Here is a 16,366-nt window from a genome sequence, read left to right as displayed (position 1 = left end):
CTTTTGTTGCTTACATTTTTAATTTCAGAAGCCGTTATTTTGGCTTATTGGGTCATATAAGTATCATAATTCCAATACATATGTTAGGAAAACTATGGAAAGAGAGATGGATTTGCTTGAGTCAAGGTTCTTTACTAATCGTTGATGACAATCTTGGAATTCGAAGTCTCCTGAATGCTCTTTTTTCTTCGAAAGGGTACACCGTATCGACTGCTACTTCAGGAATCGAAGCATTGTCATTGGCGAAAGAGCAGTTGCCCGACCTAATAATATCCGACATCAAGATGCCTGGTCTGAATGGCTTAGAGCTTCGCGAACAATTACATCGTTACAATCCGAACATTCGAGTCATTTTAATGTCTGCTTATACGGATCAACAAGAGATCAATGAAATACTTCATAATGGCGGTATCGATTATGTCATGACTAAGCCATTTGATTTGGAAGAGCTCAGCATTGCAGTTGATAACTTATTATTGAACGAACATCGTCAGTAAGGTTGACCATAGCTAAAGCCCTCATCTGTGAGGGCTTTAGCTATGCACGCTCTGCGCTTATAAATTTATTTCGCACAAAGTTTTTTGCTGTCTCTGTTGAAATCAATAATTACATTTGTATTTTTCTCGACGGGATCTGGAAGCAAAGCGTACCCAAGAGTCATTTCCATTAAACTCTTGCATGTTTTCCTTTGCGTCCCTGTACAGCCTATATCTGCTAATTCCTTTGCGCTTAGCTTTATACCCAGAGCCGCAGCATCACAATAATAATACGAACCGTTAACATTCATCCCTTCATTAATATATGGACACATTTTAAATTCCCCCTTTGAAATATAACTTAATAAGCGTTTAGGTTGCTTATAAGTACCAAAAGAAAACACTTTGTCACATAATTCACAATTATAATTATTATTTGTGATTGTGAATACTATCACTAAAGATACTATACCATATATTTGTCTTGAAGTCACTATTATTTTGCCGAACCTCAAGTATTCCCCGCTTAATTTACCTCGAAAGGATCATCCAGCCCAACCATCAAGAAGTTTCAACCAGGTTCTGCTTCATCTTAGACTCCCGTTTGCCAGCAAGTAGGTAAAAATAATTACTGTCAGCATTAAGAACCCCCTAGACAAACATCTAATGTCCAGGGGGTTCTTATTATTATCTCGCTTATAACCTACTTCTTAACATCTAGTGACTTTATCCAGTTTTTAAGACCCCCACTTCTATAGATGGGGGTGGGTCCTTCGTTAACTTCAGGTAGGGTAGAGTCCTCCTTCGCCGCTAAGTATTCCTATTGGGAAAGGCGGCTCGGCAATAATGTCCACTGGACATTATTGTATCTGAAGCCCCGATGTTCAGCTTTAGCGTAAGCGAGTTCACTCCGGCTTACTACTTCCTTCGACAATATTCACCTTTTCTCCCTCATTTAAAAAGCTCTGTCCTTCTGTAACTACCTCCATACCCTTTGTGATATTTCCTTTGACTTCCGTATTTTTATTATCAGAAATACCAACCGTTACAGCTATTTTCTTAACTTTTCCATTAACAACTGCATAAAGATAATTTACATTATTCTCTATGTTGAGGGCTTCATTAGGAACGAGCAATATATTACTTTCTGTTTCAGCCGGCAGCGATATTTTAATAAACATACCTGCAGTTAAACCGCTCTGTGAATTATCAATTTTTACTTTCACTAAATACGAATTGTCCTTCGCATCCGAGTTAGGGCTGATCGTAGCAATGACTCCCGAGACCTTTTTGTCCTTCATGGCATTTATGCTCACAGGTACAGTTTGGTCTACCTTTATTTTACCTATAACAATATCCGGAACACTAATTTCGGCCACCATACTGTTGGAATCAATAACCGTAACCGAACCTGATTGGCTGCTGACCATTCCTCCGACTTTAACGTCTTTAGCAGAAACTACTCCCGAGATAGGGGATACTACGGTTAGATTATCAAGCTGGATCTGAGCTGCATTGACACTTGCTTTCGCTTGTTCTACTTGTGCTTCTGCTGCTGACACTGCTAAATCATCTTGAGCAGCCTTTAACTCAATAGCAGCATTATCATATTTTGTTTTGGCGCTGTCTAAATCCTGTTTAGAAACCGCTCCCCCATCATATAAAGCTTTGGCATTATTATAATCATTTTGGGCATCGTTATAACTGATTTGGGATTTCTCTAAGGTTTGTTGTGAAGTCAAGCGTGTTTTTGCTAAGTTTTCCTCTGCCACGGCTAAGGCCTGCTGTTGTATTTGCAGCTGAGCTTGAAGATCCGACGCATCAATCGTAAAGAGAACCTGTCCGCTGGTTACCTTAGAACCAATATCAACATTTAAACTTGAAACTCTTCCACCAGTCTTGGGAAAAACCTGTACTTCCTGGGCAGGATCAAATTTACTGGCGTAATCAACCATAGTCGACAAAGAACCAACGGCGACCTTTTGAGTTTTAACATTTTTTACAGTAACTGCTGGGGCTTCAACTTTTCTATGCTTTAAAGCATAATTCCCCCCCAAAGCAGCGGCTATTATCAGAAGACCGATAATTATAGTTCGTTTCTTAATCTGCCTGATCCTACTTAGATTAAATTTCAATTTGTGGAACCTCCCCGGCATTTATTGTTTTTCTTTTCTTTGAAATACGATGCTTTAGATCGTCCATTAAAGTATAAACTACCGGCAAAATAATGGGCGAAAGGAGCGTAGACATGACCATGCCTCCGATGATTACAATAGCCATACTCTTTTTCATCTCGCTTCCTTCACCTATGGAAAGAGCAACAGGCAGCATGGAAACAATCATGGTTGCACTCGTCATAATAATTGGTCTTAGTCTTGTTGTGCCCGATTCAATCAGGGCTTCTTTTAAGCTCATACCTTTGTGCATTAAGGTGTTAGTATAGTCTATTAACAATGTTCCGTTTTTGGATGACAGCCCCTCCAGCATAATCAAACCGATAAAAGACATCATATTTAATGTTTGCCCGGTTAAGGCCAGCAAAGGAAGCGCTCCGATAATAGCACAGGGAAGAGAAACCATTCTGATTGCCGGGGTCAAAAACGATTCATAGAGAACTACTAAGATCATATATACCAGCGCCAAGGAAGCACCTAAGGCTAAGCCAAGAGAGCTGAAGGAATCGGCCATATTCTTCTGACTTGCGCCATAGCTTATGGTATATCCTGAGGGCAAGGTTACAGAACTAAGTTTTGCTTGAATATCCCTGGTGACCTCACCAAGAACTCTTCCTTGAAGGTTAGCATCAACGGTAACAACGTCTTGCTTATCCTCTCTGGACAGAGATGGTTCACTCTCTCCTCTCACAACTGCTGCGACTTGGCTTAAAGGAATTTGTACTCCTGCCTGATTGGTAATCTTTATGGATTTGATGTCATCGACATTTTTTATTTGTCCATCCATAAATTTAAGTGTTATATCATTCTCCGAGTTATTGGACCTGTAGACTCCCACTTTTGTACCCTGCAAGGCCATCCTGATCGTGCTGCCTACATCCGAGGTGGAAATTCCCGCCTGTGCGGCAGCTAAACTGTCCATCGTTACTCTTAATTCGCTGCTTTTGACATCGGCACTATTACCAACATCTATAACACCGGGAACCGATTTGACGATAGTTTCAACTTGTTTGGACAGAGTCGCAAGGGTAGCCTGATCATCCCCTTTAATGCTGATTGAAATAGGCTTCGATGCTCCGCCTCCGCTTTGGGATTCTTCAACATTAAAATCCACTCCGGTCATGCTTTTTCCAAAAGTGCGAACCTCACCGGCAACTTGACTTTGAGTTTTTTGGCGAGAGTTTTTAGGGACTAAATTAACATATATCTGGGCGACTGATTTGTCCGTGTTCGATTGCCCACTTTGACCGATCATTGAAAAATAACTTTTTACCTCTTTTGTATTGTGCAAATAGTTTTCCAGCTGAGCGACCTTGCTGCTGGTCTGCTCCAAAGTCGACCCCGGAGCGAGCTCCATATTAACGGTAAAACTGCTTTGATCGGTAGTCGGTACAAATTCCGTTTTCAATATTCCCATAGGAACAAGAGCAATACTTAAGATTACCCCTGCAATTCCTAAAATCAGTACTCTTTTTCTGTGTTCAAGCGCCCAGACGAGTGTTTCTCGATATTTTTGGGTGACTTTACCAAAAAGGCTGTCCTTTTTATATTCGGGAGTCACTTGCTTTTTCTCTGTTTTTAATAACCTTGACGAAAGCATTGGCGTAATCGTAAAGGATACCAAAAGAGAGAATAACGTAGCTACAACTATCGTCAAGCCAAATTCTTTGAAATACTGGCCAATCATCCCTGACATCATGGATATAGGAGCAAAGATAACAATATCACAGAGACTGATAGCTATGGCAGCCATTCCAACTTCCATTCGGCCATCAATTGCCGCTCGAACCAGCCCTTTACCCATCGTCAGATGTCTTTGAATACTTTCGATTACAACGATAGAATCATCAACCAGAGTACCGACAACTAGAGATAATCCCATTAAAGACATCATATTCAACGTAAAATTAAGCTTATACATCATGAAAAAGGTAGCAATCAGGGAGGTCGGTATGGCAACCAAAACTACCAAGGACGATCTGAAACTGCGGAAAAACGCAAACAACACCAAAGCCGTAACGATAATTCCTTCAATAAGGTTGTGTTTTACCTCCGTTAAGGAGTCTGTAATAAATGTAGTCGTGTCAAAGGCGGTATCCATCTGTATTCCCGCGGGAATGGTCTTTTTGATGGTCTCTAATTCGTTTTTTACGCTATTAGCTACTTCAACGACATTGGCATCACTTTGTTTGCCTACAATTATTGTCATTGTTTTCTGGCCATTGAACCGTGCCAATGAAGTTGCTTCCGGTTCTTCAAGACTAATTTGGGCAATATTGCCCAGACGTACGGTTCCTCCATTTGCCGTAGGAACCATCAAATTTTGGGCATCCTCGATATTCTGGAATTGTCCGATAACTCTAACGGATTGATCAACATTATCCTGCTTTAGCTCTCCGCCAGGAATGTTTATATTTACAGAATTTAATTTGTTGATTAATGTGTTAACGGTTATGCCATAATACTCCACAGCAGATTTATCGAGTTTAATCATTAACTCTTTCTTTTCTCCGCCGCTGATCGTAACATTACCTACTCCCGGGATTTTCTCTATTTTTTGTTTGATAATATCTGATTCATTATAAAGCTCGTCACTGCCGACCTTATCTCCTTTGACAGAAAGCAGCAAGATTGGAATTGCGTTGGTGTCCATCTTAAATAAAACAGGTTTATCGGCATTTGCCGGGAGAGTATTGGAAATACCATCAATAGCTTTTTGGACATCCAAATAAGCAGTATTCATGTCCGCAGACATTTTAAAAGTAACTGTGACAGTTCCATATCCCTCTTTAGCCGTGGAATTTATTGTGTCTACCCCGCTTATGCCTGAGACAGCATCTTCAATCGGCTTGATAATATCTTTTCTGATGTCCTCAGCATTTGCACCGCTGTAGGTTGTTGTGACTGATATAACCGGAATATTCATCGAAGGCAGTAAATTGGCGCCCATATTGGTATAACCAATTATTCCTAACGCCACTAATAATACGACGACCATCCACATCGCCGCTGGTTTTTTAACCGATATCTCTGTTAAATTCATCTTTTTCTTCCTTATTCATTTCAAATTTAGTAACTGACAAGTTTACGCTCTCTTCCAAAATAGGCAAATTAAATAATCTGACTACTAGGTTAAGTACTCAACTAATTGCCTCGCCCTACTTATTTGTCATAAAGAATGTGCCAAATTTCATTTATCCCCTGAAAATGCCCCTATTTAAGAACTTATAAAACCTACTCGAAACGTTTATCCAGGTTATTAAAAAACAAAATCATCAGCTGATGAATCAAGTATCTTGTTGCTACATCCTCCTCGGATTTTCTCAATATTAGAAATAAACCATCAATAAACGTTGAAGCAATAACACAAAAAATAAAAGGATCTTTAACTTCAATTCCTTTTTTTCGCAATTCAGGCCATAAACTTTCTCTTATACTTTTTCCTGCGAGCCTAGTTATCTCTTCCTTGAAACTCGCATACTTTGTCCCTTTGCTTCTATCGACCATAATTAATAACTGGATTTTATACTCTTTCATAACTTCCATAATGTAATTAACGATTTCTTCAAACGAATATATCTCTTGCTTATGTACTTCCATCCCTAAAAAACATTGATATACCGGCTCTACTATTTCATTGAACAGGTCTTCCTTGTTTTTAAAGTATCTGTAGACATTGCCTATAGCTACCCCAGCGTTATTAGCTATAGTTCTCATTGACGCATGTAAAAACCCCCTATCTTGAAATTCTTTCATTGCCTCCATGATTATCCTGTTTCGAACTTCATCTTTAAGGTATTGCATAAATGAACCTCTTTTCACTATTCCGCTAAAGTATAACACAAAATTCACAAATAGTAAAAGCTATATTCCTATGATTTGTCTATTCTATTTCGTAATAATGTTTAATCTAACGTCTTTGGGAAAGCAAGGTCATTTTTAACAGCCATTAATCACTGGTAGTGTTTTGGCAAGGATTAAGGCGTGTGTCCAATGGCTGAATTTAAAAAAAGATGCCCCTGCGCCAAGTTGAATGGCACTTGCGCCATCGCCAACGATATAACCTTCGATCAATTGGACACTGCAGCAAAATGCTATTGTAATATTTAATGGTCGTTTCCCCTTATTTAGGCTAATTGTATCCCTAATGTCTCTAAGTCCACATACACGTATTTTCAACAATTAACATATTATGTAATAAATGCGATCCTATTCTATAATTTTCTACATTTTTAGGCCTTAACTCCCTTGATTTTCGTATTGTTTAAATTTATACTTATATTATTCACTGGTATTAAACAGTTAACCAAATAAATTTCAAGGTTAACGCTATTAAAATATGTTATCGAGAGGAGCGTAATAACGCTCTATACGACTATTTCATTGATTTACAAAGGAATCCATTTGGGAATAACCCCTAAATCAATATTATTTTAAACAATGCAGATATTTGAACTATAAGGAGTGACAATTATGAGGACGAATGCATCATTACATCATAAACAAGGCTATTATTGGGTCGTAGTGGGTACAGTGTGTATTGGTGCATTTATGGCTGCCTTGGACGCAAGTATCATCAATGTTGCTATGCCTACTTTAAGTAAAAGTTTTGCGGTAAGTATGGACAGCGTTGAATGGGTTTCAATTGCTTATCTTTTAACGTTAACATCACTGCTTACCTTATTAGGCAGTTTATCAGATAGGTTAGGAAGAAAAAAGTTTTACACCATTGGCTTTGCAATTTTTGGTTTAGGCTCAGGATTATGCGGACTCGTTTCAACCATGCCTTTGCTAATAGGATCCAGAGTGTTGCAAGCTCTGGGCGCAGCCATGTTACAGGCGAACTCAATTGCAATTATTACTTCAGTTGTTCCCTCAACAAGCCGAGGTAAAGCTATTGGTATTCAAGGGGCAGCTCAAGCTATAGGTCTATCTATAGGGCCTACTGTTGGAGGCTTAATAATTGGAAGTTTTGGTTGGCGTTTAATCTTTTATATCAATATTCCTGTTGCGATAATCGGTACAATCACAGCAAGTTTTATCTTACCAAAGGATCAGCCTAATCTTCATTCCTCCCGGTTCGACTATTTAGGCGCCCTGCTTTTCACACCATTTTTGATCTTATTGGTTCTGATTTTCAAAGACGGTTATAAAGTCGGTTGGTTATCCCCCGAAATTTTAGCGGAGTCTCTTGTATGTATTATATTTTTGTCTCTTTTTATCCTTCGTGAGAAAAAATGTAAAAATCCTATGATTGATTTTAACTTATTCAAAAACAGAACGTTTACAAGCGGAAATATTACTGGATTACTTTCTTATTCGCTAATGTTTGGTGTACTATTTTTGATGCCGTTTTATCTGGAATGGGTATTACAACTGTCTCCATTCCTGGTCGGTCTTATAATGACGGTAGTCTCTCTGGCGATGTTTATTATGTCACCCTTTTCCGGAGCACTTGCTGACCACATGGGAACTAAACTATTGACGAGCAGCGGTATGATTATTTCTTCGCTGGGCGCAATTGTATTAATCCTATTATCAAACAATACTGCTGCTTATGTCTATCTCTTGGGATTGGTTTTAGTAGGCGCAGGAATTGGAATATTTACGCCTCCAAATAATAGTTCAGTTATGGGAAGCATCCCTCCTGAGCACGCAGGTGTTGCCGGAGGCATTTTGAATATGTCCAGATCCTTAGGTATGAGTATGGGAGTAGCTATTGCAGGCACTCTCTATGACGGTGCTTTCAGCGATTACTCTCTTATACACCATACTCTTGCTAAAGCCCAGATACTTTCATTTCATGTTGGCTTCGCAGGAATAACTGTCCTGGGGATTATTGCTTCCGTAATTTGTGTATTTGCTGCTAAACATTCCGACAACACAAGTGTTGAGTTAAATAAATATATATCTCTTCATTAACTGCTTTGAGTTAAGCGGCGAAGGAGGACTCTACCCCACCTGAAGTTAACGAAGGACCCACCCCCACTTATTGAAGTGGGGTCTTAAAAACTGCATAAATAGCGTCCCAAAAAGATCCCCCCGATTTTCAATACTGAAAATCGGGGGGATCTTTCTTACATTCTATACGGCAGACATGCTCAGACAACGGCTAGTCATCATGCGCCTTCAAGTTCATCGAATTCATAGAGCCTTGAATCAAATTTATTCTTCTAACAAAAAACTCATTTGTCTTCTTGATCCTAAGTGTATTAGTTCATATAATACACTTAGGATCAGTTATTTATATAAAGGAGACGCGTTATTGGAAAACATTCAAGTTGGTGATTTTAATTTCCAAATGGATTTATCCAAACCACTATATGAACAAGTTTTGCAGCAAATTCGCCATGCCATTGCGCGAAGCGATGTCCCACTGGGAACAAAGCTGCCCTCCGTCAGGGAGCTTGCGCAACAGTTAAAGATCAACCCCAACACCGTGATGCGCGCCTATCAAGAACTGGATCGTGACCACCTGACAGAAACCCGCCGGGGACAGGGGACTTTTATCACCTCTGATCTCGATACTGTCAAGCAAGTAAAAATGGCGCTGGCAAGTGAGGCTGTCCTTGTCTTTGTCTCGTCTATGAAAAAACTAGGAATTGACCGGCCAACCGCAGAGTCTCTACTAAAGGAGGTTGCTTGGCATGAGTAATGCCCTTGAAATTAAATACTTAAGCAAATCCTACGGTCCTAAGATCGCCCTCGACGACTTATACGTTTCCTTTCCAGAAGGCCAAATCACAGGACTTTTAGGTCCCAACGGTGCCGGAAAATCAACGCTTCTCAAGGTTATCGTCGGGCTCGTTAAACCGCAGGCAGGGAACATTCTGGTTTTTGGCCAACCACCTCACTGGAAGTTTAACGCTGAGATTGCATACCTCCCAGACCGCGCCAAGTGGTACAAAGTCCATACCATTGAACGAGCTATAAACTATGCTCTGACCATTCTGCCGGGCTTTGACCTACCTCGCGCTCTCGAAATGATCAAGACTATGGATCTTGACTTAGATTCACGGGTATCCGCCTTGTCCAAAGGTCAGCAAGCCAGTTTGTATGTAATTCTATGTCTGGCACGGAAAGTTAAACTCGTACTACTCGATGAACCTTTTACTGGGATTGATCTTTTGTCTCGTGAACGCATAATTCAATCCCTTATCGATTCTATGCTTGATCAACCACAAACCATCATAATCAGTACCCATGAAATTCACGAAACAGAGAGCTTGTTTGATCATGTTGTATTTCTGAACAGGGGGCAGCTCGTTTTAGAGGGAAATGTAGAAGCCCTGCGCCAGGAAAAAGGATGCATAGAATCCATATACAGGGGGTTATTTCGATGAAAGTACTTTGGACTTTGGTGAGAAATGATTCAAAGATCTTCGATAAAGTTTATTACCCTGAGAGGTCTCCTGTAACGAGCATTTATCAAGGATTAGCAAACGCCTTAATGATGGGAGGATTAATCTGGGCCACATCCCTGGGATTTATCACCGGTGGCTTTGTCATCTGGTGCGTTCTAATTTCGATCCCTTTTGTGATCTCATTCTCAATTCTAAATAAAGAATGGCATGAAGGAACTATTGGATGGTGGCTGGCCCTTCCTTATTCTAAAAGCTTACTGCTTAGTGCCAAATTCGTTGCAAGTTTCTTGCTGGTCTTAGAGAGTTACGTATCCATTTTAGCTATAGTATTGATACAGCTGTTTTTAATCAACTCAACTCTGCCCCCTTTTCTACCTCATACTCAACTCTTGGACGCATTTCAGGTTTGTGCTAAAGACCTTACCTGGTTGTTGCTTATAAGTCCTTTCTCGATTCTCCTGGGTACCCTGATAGTTACTTTTGCAAGGTCCCATTGGCTGCCCGAATTCCCCATAGTCTGGGGCAGTCTTGGGTTTGGGGTCATTGTCAATTTATATGTGGTAAAAGCCTTTGGACTTTTACCGTCGAGTTCACCCTCTGTCCACCATGGACAAATGCACTTCATCAGTGTGAATGGGAGTAATTTCTTAACAACCTTACTCCTCTCTCTCTCCATTTCGGCACTTTTGTTCGCTTTTTCGGTATACATTCTCAATCGGCATGTCGAGGTATAGCCGCCTTATCTACCACATCTGCCCCTTCTCTATTTAACACTTATGAAAGATTAGCATCAACCTCTCATGGTTATAGGAATCCTTCACATCGTCTTAACTGTGGCTGCAATGACTGCAGGAGCCTTTTTGGCCACATCCACCGCAGGTTCCTTTTTTTATAACGCGGCGGACGGCCAGCGCAAAAAGCGCAACCAGGACAAGGCTGATAAGTATTGTAGGCAAATTCATAAAAAAAACCTCCTTAAGCAAATAGGGATTGTATTGAAAAATGAAATCTACGCGTCTGCACCTACTGCCCGGCTCAGAACTGCTTTTTGTTTAGGTGTCGGCCGGAACAACAGATACAGCATAAAGAGAAGTATCGTAAATGCAGCAATCGTGCCTCCGCCCAAAGGAGCGCCGGTAAACAGTCTCCCAAACTGATAGACCATCAGGGCAATGCAGTAAGAAAACAAATTCTGATAAACGAGAGCAATGGCAGTCCACTTCCTGCTGTTCATCTCTTTGGCTATAGTACTCATTGCCGCGATGCACGGTGAATCGAGCAGATTGAAAAGAAGGAACGAGAATGCGGCCACTGCACTGGGGAACATTGTCATAACAGCTGACCAAAGTCCTGCATCGTTGTCACCTGAATTAGCCATACCAACAAGAACGCCCATCGTGCTGACAATTCCTTCTTTGGCGATAAAGCCGGAAAATGATGCAGCTACCGCCCTCCAATTGCCAAAACCAAGCGGAGTAAAGATCGGAGCTAAAAAGCCACCAATAATCGCTATCAGGCTATGCCCCTGGTCAACCATACCGAAACGGCCATCTTTTATACCATAGCTTGCAAGGAACCACATCACGACGACGGCAAGAAATAATACAGTGCCTGCCTTTTTCAAGAAACTCCCGACACGCTCCCAAACATGAAACAATACATTTTTTACCGCCGGAATATGGTATTGAGGAAGTTCCATTACAAACGGAGATGGATCGCCGGCAAATAGCTTTGTCTTTTTTAGCATGACGCCGGATACAATGACGGCAAGAATTCCGATAAAATACATTGAAGGAGCCATCCACCAAGAGCCGCCCATGATTGCTCCCGAAATCAGCGCAATAACCGGCAGCTTTGCGCCGCAAGGAATGGACGTAGTGGTCATGATGGTCATGCGGCGGTCTTTTTCATTTTCAATTGTCTTGGTTGCCATGATGCCCGGCACACCACAGCCCGAGGAAATCAACAGTGGGATAAAACTTTTGCCGGACAGGCCGAATCTACGAAAAATACGATCCATGATAAAAGCAATGCGCACCATGTAGCCGCACTCTTCCAGAATGGAAAGAAATACAAATAGAATTGCCATTTGCGGCGCAAAGCCGATCATTGCCCCCAGTCCGCCGATTATTCCATCGATGATGAGACGCACAAGCCAATCTGCCGTACCGATATTGGTGAGCCAGGTATCCACTGCCGGCTGAATCCATGAACCAAAAAGAGTGTCGTTGGTAAAATCGGTTACTATAGTCCCAAGTGAAGTAACTGAAACATAGTATACGGAAAACATAATTGCGATGAAGATCGGCAGAGCAAGCCAGCGATTAGTGACAATACGATCGATTTTATCCGACGCTGTCATAGTCTTCTGCTTTTTCATAACACTGCTCTTCATCAGTTCGGCAATGTATTCATACCTTTCGTTGGTGACGATGGTTTCACTGTCATCACCGTATTCCTCTTCGACGGGAGCAATGAGCCCTTCCAGCTTGTTCCTTTGTACCGAAGACAATTGGAGGGCTTTCAAAACCTTCCCATCCCGTTCAAAAAGCTTGACAGCATACCAGCGTGCACGCTGCGGATCCAAAACATCCTTGAAGGTCTCCGCAATAGCGGAAAGAGCTTGCTCAAGCCGTTTACTGTACTTGTGCTGAGGAACGGAGTCCTGTTTTACTTTAGCGAGTTGGATAGCCTTTTCCGCTGCTTCCATGGAACCTTCACCTTTGATTGCGGCGGTTTCCACAACTTCGCAGCCTAAGGCCGCTCCAAGTTTCTGAGAATCAATCCTGTCACCGGTCTTTCTGACGATATCCATCATGTTCAACGAAATCACAACTGGAATGCCCAATTCCACTATCTGCGTCGACAAGTACAGGTTCCGCTCAAGGTTAGTGCCGTCCACTAGGTTGATAATAGCGTCGGGACGATCATTCACCAGATAATTACGGCTGACGACCTCTTCCAGTGTGTATGGAGAAAGAGAATAGATCCCAGGAAGGTCTGTGACGATTACATCTTTATGTCCTCTAAGCCTTCCTTCCTTTTTTTCTACAGTTACACCCGGCCAATTGCCCACATATTGGTTACTGCCCGTCAGATTGTTGAACATGGTTGTCTTGCCGCAGTTTGGGTTTCCGGCTAGTGCGATTTTAATTGCCATCGTGTCTTCTCCTTTACAGAGTTAATTACTTTACTCTTAAATAATTGTGCCCTTTTTAGACCACCTGGATATTTTGTGCCTCATCCTTGCGTAGGGAAAGCTCGTAGCCGCGAACGGTGATTTCAATCGGGTCGCCAAGAGGTGCTACCTTCCGCACGTAGATCTGTGTTCCTTTTGTAATACCCATGTCCATGAGACGACGACGCAGTGCGCCGAATACTGTGAAAGCAGTGACGATTACGGTTTCTCCCGGTTTGATTTCTTTAAGCGTTTTCATAATTTCCCCTCCAAGTATTAGTCTGGTTGTTAAACGATCAGCACACGGTTGGCCATCGACTTGCTGATCCCCACTCTTGTTCCCTTCACGTTTACAATGACATTCCCGTTCATCTCTGAAACAACGGTTACCTCAGTGTCTTCCACAAAACCTATGTTGCTGAGAAAACGCCTTATATCATCCTTACCGGAAATCGACTTAACCTTGACACATTCCCCGGCGTGTACCATGCTCAGCGGTAGTACATGCCCTGATGACGATAACCTTGGGGTCGCCGTATTTTCTTTTTCCATTTGAAACCCCTCCTATAAATTAGTTAGTTACGTAATTGGTATTGAAATTCATTCTCAATTACGTAATAAAATATATCATACTTAGTACTATTCGGTCAATAACTTTTGTAATCATATATTTTGATATTCAAGTTAAATGATATTTTTATTAAATCCTTGCAGAAAAAAGGCTATATAGAACGTCAATTCACTCAACTTTGTCTTAATAAACGCAAACCGCTAATTATTACGGCAATTGTACTGGCATCATGTCGCATAGGACTGCATTGATGTGCTTATAACGTAAAAAGAGACCTTGGTGTTCATCCGAAGTCTCCCTTAACCGGAACTATCGTTATCGCTGAGAATATGCTATTACGACAGTTCCACTATTTTGACCGTTATTCAGTTTTTGCTCAAGGTCTCGGATTTGGTTTAGTTCATAATCCGATAGGTTCGCGACTTGATAATTAGGGTCAGACATATTATTACTCCTTTCAGAATATTACCAATATTGTTATCTGAATATTTATAAGTTAAACATTAAACTCGACTTCTGCAATCAAATTTAACTGATAGCCCAAGATATAAGAGGGCCGCTGAATACTTCTCTTTTTCCAGAATGATTTCATTATACACAATTCAATGTATCTAATTTACTCACAAGTGAGATATAAGGTAGCATTGTGATCGCCTTAACAATTGATGACAACTAAGCGATTCACCCACTCTATTGCAAAGAGGAGTACATTTTGTTATAGAGGAGTGCAAGGGCACCCCAACATACTTGTTTACAAGGAATGCCCTAATATTCGATCCCCTGCCGCGCCATTATTCCCCTTTTCATAGGATGTTTTCGAGCGATTATTTCCGAAACATAATCCGCCAACTCAATTAATTCTGATGGTGCATCCCTCCCTGTCAGGACGAGTTCCACTGTAGGAGGTTTCTCCTTAACAAGCTCGACTACTTCCTTCAGAGGAAGTAAGCCCAGATTCACAGCAGCCATAACCTCGTCCATAATAATCAAATCCCATTCTCCGCTAATCACGGCCTCAATAGCATAATTCAAAGCATTCCGCGTTTCCCCTTTAATTCCTCCCAATTCGTTAGCAGTCATTTCCCAAGTGAATTTGTCATTCTTATTATGCCTAAATAGTTTAAAATTCGGACCCAGCTTGGCGATAGTCTCCATTTCACCAGTAGACTGTCCCTTGAGAAACTGAATCATTAGAACCTTAAGTCCGTGACCGCTTGCCCTGCTCCCCAATCCGAGCGCAGCTGTTGTTTTTCCTTTTCCTGGGCCGGTATAAATGTGGACTAACCCCTGTTTCATTTTTTAGTCCTCCTAGTCTTTAGTCGTTTTGCGACAAGCGCAGAAAACCTCTCGCCAGGTAATCAAGAGGTTCCCAAACAACGCAAACCATGTTCAAAGAACACTGCACACACCCCCTATCACCCTCTGAACCTTCCCAGTCTCCCAGTGATTTTCTATGAGGATTCTTCTTTATACAGTAGCGGAACCATGTGGGATTTTCACCCAACTTCCCTTTTAACCGTTCGTGTTAGAATATAAACGTCACCTGATTTGTTATGCTATTTAACATTTATGCCCTATCGACAAGACCATTACTCACTAGATTCTTCCATGAATTTACTTAACCACTTAAAAGCTTACTCCTCCGCATATTCTGGAGCATTTCTCGAAACTCCTGGATACTTTTTGGAAATATCTTTTCATCGGCAAGAAGATGCTCCTCCACCAGCGATTCATACACACCTAACATCATCGGCTCCTTTAAATTCGCTTTCTTTAAAACTGCTTCTTCTTGGAATATTTCCAGCGGCGTTCCGTCCGCAATAATCTTTCCTTGATAAAAAACAAGAACTCTTTGCGCCCATCGGTAAGCAAAATCCACGTCATGTGTAGAAATCAAAATTGTTTTCCCTTCCATACTCAATTTGGATAAAATCTCTTCCAACATCTTCGCATTTAACGGGTCTAACGCAGCCGTTGGTTCATCAAAAATAATGATTTCTGACTTCATGGCAATAATGTCAGCAATAGTGACCTTTTTCTTTTCCCCACCACTTAAATAGTGAGGCGGACGATCTTTAAAATCCATAATATTCATATAAGTTAGGGCTTCATCGACCCTTCTTATGACTTCCTCTTGCGGAAGTTTTAAATTCATTGGTCCGAAACCTACTTCCGCTCTGACCGTAGAAGCAATAATCTGATTATCTGCATCCTGAAAAACAATTCCAATATTTTTCCTCAGTTCTTTTAGATTCCTTTTATTAATAATAGTGCCCCTATAACGAATTTCTCCATTTTTCGGCGTTAGAACGCCATTAACATTCAGGAAAAATGTGGATTTTCCAGCTCCATTCGAACCGATAACTGCGATCTTCTCGCCTTCATTAATATCAATACTGACCCCGTCTAATGCTGCTTGTCCGTTTCCATAGACATAATATAAATCTTGGATGCTTAAAATTGGTTCTTTCATATACTCTCCCTATATAAATTTGATTTTTCTTGGTTTTCCTCTTGTTTTCATAGAATTGCTAATTCACCAAAAGAACTTATCAAGGATAGAACTTGCATTGAATGCTTAATTCAGAGAAATTGAGTATGGC

Annotated in this window: 16 protein-coding genes and 1 riboswitch; of the genes, 5 read left to right on the top strand and 11 right to left on the bottom strand. The window is 41.0% G+C overall.

The window, feature by feature from the left end; all coding sequences use genetic code 11:
- The first annotated feature begins 116 nt into the window (after positions 1–116).
- Entirely contained in the window at positions 117–497 is a 381-nt protein-coding gene (locus B5Y67_RS10365) for a response regulator (protein ID WP_088226368.1), read from the top strand.
- Positions 498–562: 65 nt separating this feature from the next.
- On the opposite strand, the gene B5Y67_RS10360 is transcribed toward B5Y67_RS10365, so the two are convergent.
- From B5Y67_RS10360 to B5Y67_RS10345, 4 genes are all read right to left on the bottom strand, one after another.
- Positions 563–811 carry a hypothetical protein gene (locus B5Y67_RS10360; protein ID WP_088226367.1) on the bottom strand — a complete coding sequence of 83 codons (249 nt, stop codon included), beginning with the start codon at positions 809–811 and terminating at the stop codon, positions 563–565.
- A 570-nt stretch (positions 812–1,381) separates the two neighbouring features.
- A complete protein-coding gene (locus B5Y67_RS10355) occupies positions 1,382–2,611 on the bottom strand; it encodes an efflux RND transporter periplasmic adaptor subunit (protein WP_170932657.1) in 1,230 nt (409 codons plus the stop codon).
- Positions 2,601–5,693: an efflux RND transporter permease subunit gene (locus B5Y67_RS10350; RefSeq protein ID WP_088226365.1), complete on the bottom strand. Its 3,093-nt coding sequence runs from the start codon at positions 5,691–5,693 to the stop codon at positions 2,601–2,603. The genes B5Y67_RS10355 and B5Y67_RS10350 overlap by 11 nt, the downstream gene beginning before the upstream one ends.
- A gap of 191 nt (positions 5,694–5,884) precedes the next feature.
- On the bottom strand, positions 5,885–6,454 hold the full coding sequence (locus B5Y67_RS10345; RefSeq protein WP_088226364.1) for a TetR/AcrR family transcriptional regulator: 570 nt from the start codon (positions 6,452–6,454) through the stop codon (positions 5,885–5,887).
- Positions 6,455–7,123: 669 nt separating this feature from the next.
- Between B5Y67_RS10345 and B5Y67_RS10340 the strand changes: the two genes are divergently transcribed.
- The 4 genes from B5Y67_RS10340 (at position 7,124) to B5Y67_RS10325 (ending at position 10,748) form a co-directional block, all read left to right on the top strand.
- Positions 7,124–8,572 carry an MFS transporter gene (locus tag B5Y67_RS10340; RefSeq protein WP_088226363.1) on the top strand — a complete coding sequence of 483 codons (1,449 nt, stop codon included), beginning with the start codon at positions 7,124–7,126 and terminating at the stop codon, positions 8,570–8,572.
- 343 nt (positions 8,573–8,915) lie between these two features.
- Entirely contained in the window at positions 8,916–9,305 is a 390-nt protein-coding gene (locus B5Y67_RS10335) for a GntR family transcriptional regulator (protein WP_088226362.1), read from the top strand.
- Entirely contained in the window at positions 9,298–9,993 is a 696-nt protein-coding gene (locus B5Y67_RS10330) for an ABC transporter ATP-binding protein (protein ID WP_088226361.1), read from the top strand. Before B5Y67_RS10335 ends, B5Y67_RS10330 begins: the two co-directional genes overlap by 8 nt.
- A complete protein-coding gene (locus B5Y67_RS10325; RefSeq protein WP_088226360.1) occupies positions 9,990–10,748 on the top strand; it encodes an ABC transporter permease subunit in 759 nt (252 codons plus the stop codon). The genes B5Y67_RS10330 and B5Y67_RS10325 overlap by 4 nt, the downstream gene beginning before the upstream one ends.
- 93 nt (positions 10,749–10,841) lie before the next feature.
- Here B5Y67_RS10325 and B5Y67_RS10320 read toward each other — a convergent pair whose 3' ends face one another.
- The 7 genes from B5Y67_RS10320 to B5Y67_RS10295 all read right to left on the bottom strand — a co-directional run bounded on the left by B5Y67_RS10320 (position 10,842) and on the right by B5Y67_RS10295 (position 16,236).
- The gene (locus B5Y67_RS10320) at positions 10,842–10,976 is read right to left on the bottom strand and encodes a FeoB-associated Cys-rich membrane protein (RefSeq protein ID WP_088226359.1); all 135 of its coding nucleotides are present in this window, start codon (positions 10,974–10,976) and stop codon (positions 10,842–10,844) included.
- A 47-nt stretch (positions 10,977–11,023) separates the two neighbouring features.
- Positions 11,024–13,174 carry a ferrous iron transport protein B gene (gene feoB, locus B5Y67_RS10315; protein WP_088226358.1) on the bottom strand — a complete coding sequence of 717 codons (2,151 nt, stop codon included), beginning with the start codon at positions 13,172–13,174 and terminating at the stop codon, positions 11,024–11,026.
- 55 nt (positions 13,175–13,229) lie between these two features.
- A complete protein-coding gene (locus B5Y67_RS10310) occupies positions 13,230–13,451 on the bottom strand; it encodes a FeoA family protein (protein ID WP_088226357.1) in 222 nt (73 codons plus the stop codon).
- A gap of 29 nt (positions 13,452–13,480) precedes the next feature.
- Positions 13,481–13,744 carry a FeoA family protein gene (locus B5Y67_RS10305; protein ID WP_088226356.1) on the bottom strand — a complete coding sequence of 88 codons (264 nt, stop codon included), beginning with the start codon at positions 13,742–13,744 and terminating at the stop codon, positions 13,481–13,483.
- A 334-nt stretch (positions 13,745–14,078) separates the two neighbouring features.
- The gene (locus B5Y67_RS26205; RefSeq protein ID WP_282432771.1) at positions 14,079–14,207 is read right to left on the bottom strand and encodes a hypothetical protein; all 129 of its coding nucleotides are present in this window, start codon (positions 14,205–14,207) and stop codon (positions 14,079–14,081) included.
- Positions 14,208–14,528: 321 nt separating this feature from the next.
- Entirely contained in the window at positions 14,529–15,059 is a 531-nt protein-coding gene (locus B5Y67_RS10300) for a cob(I)yrinic acid a,c-diamide adenosyltransferase (RefSeq protein WP_088226355.1), read from the bottom strand.
- 47 nt (positions 15,060–15,106) lie between these two features.
- A riboswitch (cobalamin riboswitch) is annotated at positions 15,107–15,325 on the bottom strand.
- A gap of 56 nt (positions 15,326–15,381) precedes the next feature.
- A complete protein-coding gene (locus B5Y67_RS10295; protein WP_088226354.1) occupies positions 15,382–16,236 on the bottom strand; it encodes an ABC transporter ATP-binding protein in 855 nt (284 codons plus the stop codon).
- Between the last annotated feature and the right edge of the window lie 130 nt (positions 16,237–16,366).

It is taken from the genome of Desulfosporosinus sp. FKB (assembly GCF_002196705.1).
Taxonomy (GTDB): Bacteria; Bacillota; Desulfitobacteriia; order Desulfitobacteriales; family Desulfitobacteriaceae; genus Desulfosporosinus.
Note: the sequence above shows the minus strand (reverse complement) of the source record. Positions and strands in the feature narration are given on the sequence as shown.

Coding starts and splice junctions, on each gene's coding strand:
- B5Y67_RS10310 (WP_088226357.1), bottom strand. CDS start 13,451: ATGAAAACGCTTAAAGAAATCAAACCGGGAGAAACCGTAATCGTCACT.
- B5Y67_RS10300 (WP_088226355.1), bottom strand. CDS start 15,059: ATGAAACAGGGGTTAGTCCACATTTATACCGGCCCAGGAAAAGGAAAA.
- B5Y67_RS10330 (WP_088226361.1), top strand. CDS start 9,298: ATGAGTAATGCCCTTGAAATTAAATACTTAAGCAAATCCTACGGTCCT.
- B5Y67_RS10320 (WP_088226359.1), bottom strand. CDS start 10,976: ATGAATTTGCCTACAATACTTATCAGCCTTGTCCTGGTTGCGCTTTTT.
- B5Y67_RS26205 (WP_282432771.1), bottom strand. CDS start 14,207: ATGTCTGACCCTAATTATCAAGTCGCGAACCTATCGGATTATGAACTA.
- B5Y67_RS10350 (WP_088226365.1), bottom strand. CDS start 5,693: ATGAATTTAACAGAGATATCGGTTAAAAAACCAGCGGCGATGTGGATG.
- B5Y67_RS10295 (WP_088226354.1), bottom strand. CDS start 16,236: ATGAAAGAACCAATTTTAAGCATCCAAGATTTATATTATGTCTATGGA.
- B5Y67_RS10325 (WP_088226360.1), top strand. CDS start 9,990: ATGAAAGTACTTTGGACTTTGGTGAGAAATGATTCAAAGATCTTCGAT.
- B5Y67_RS10345 (WP_088226364.1), bottom strand. CDS start 6,454: ATGCAATACCTTAAAGATGAAGTTCGAAACAGGATAATCATGGAGGCA.
- B5Y67_RS10360 (WP_088226367.1), bottom strand. CDS start 811: ATGTGTCCATATATTAATGAAGGGATGAATGTTAACGGTTCGTATTAT.
- B5Y67_RS10340 (WP_088226363.1), top strand. CDS start 7,124: ATGAGGACGAATGCATCATTACATCATAAACAAGGCTATTATTGGGTC.
- feoB (WP_088226358.1), bottom strand. CDS start 13,174: ATGGCAATTAAAATCGCACTAGCCGGAAACCCAAACTGCGGCAAGACA.
- B5Y67_RS10305 (WP_088226356.1), bottom strand. CDS start 13,744: ATGGAAAAAGAAAATACGGCGACCCCAAGGTTATCGTCATCAGGGCAT.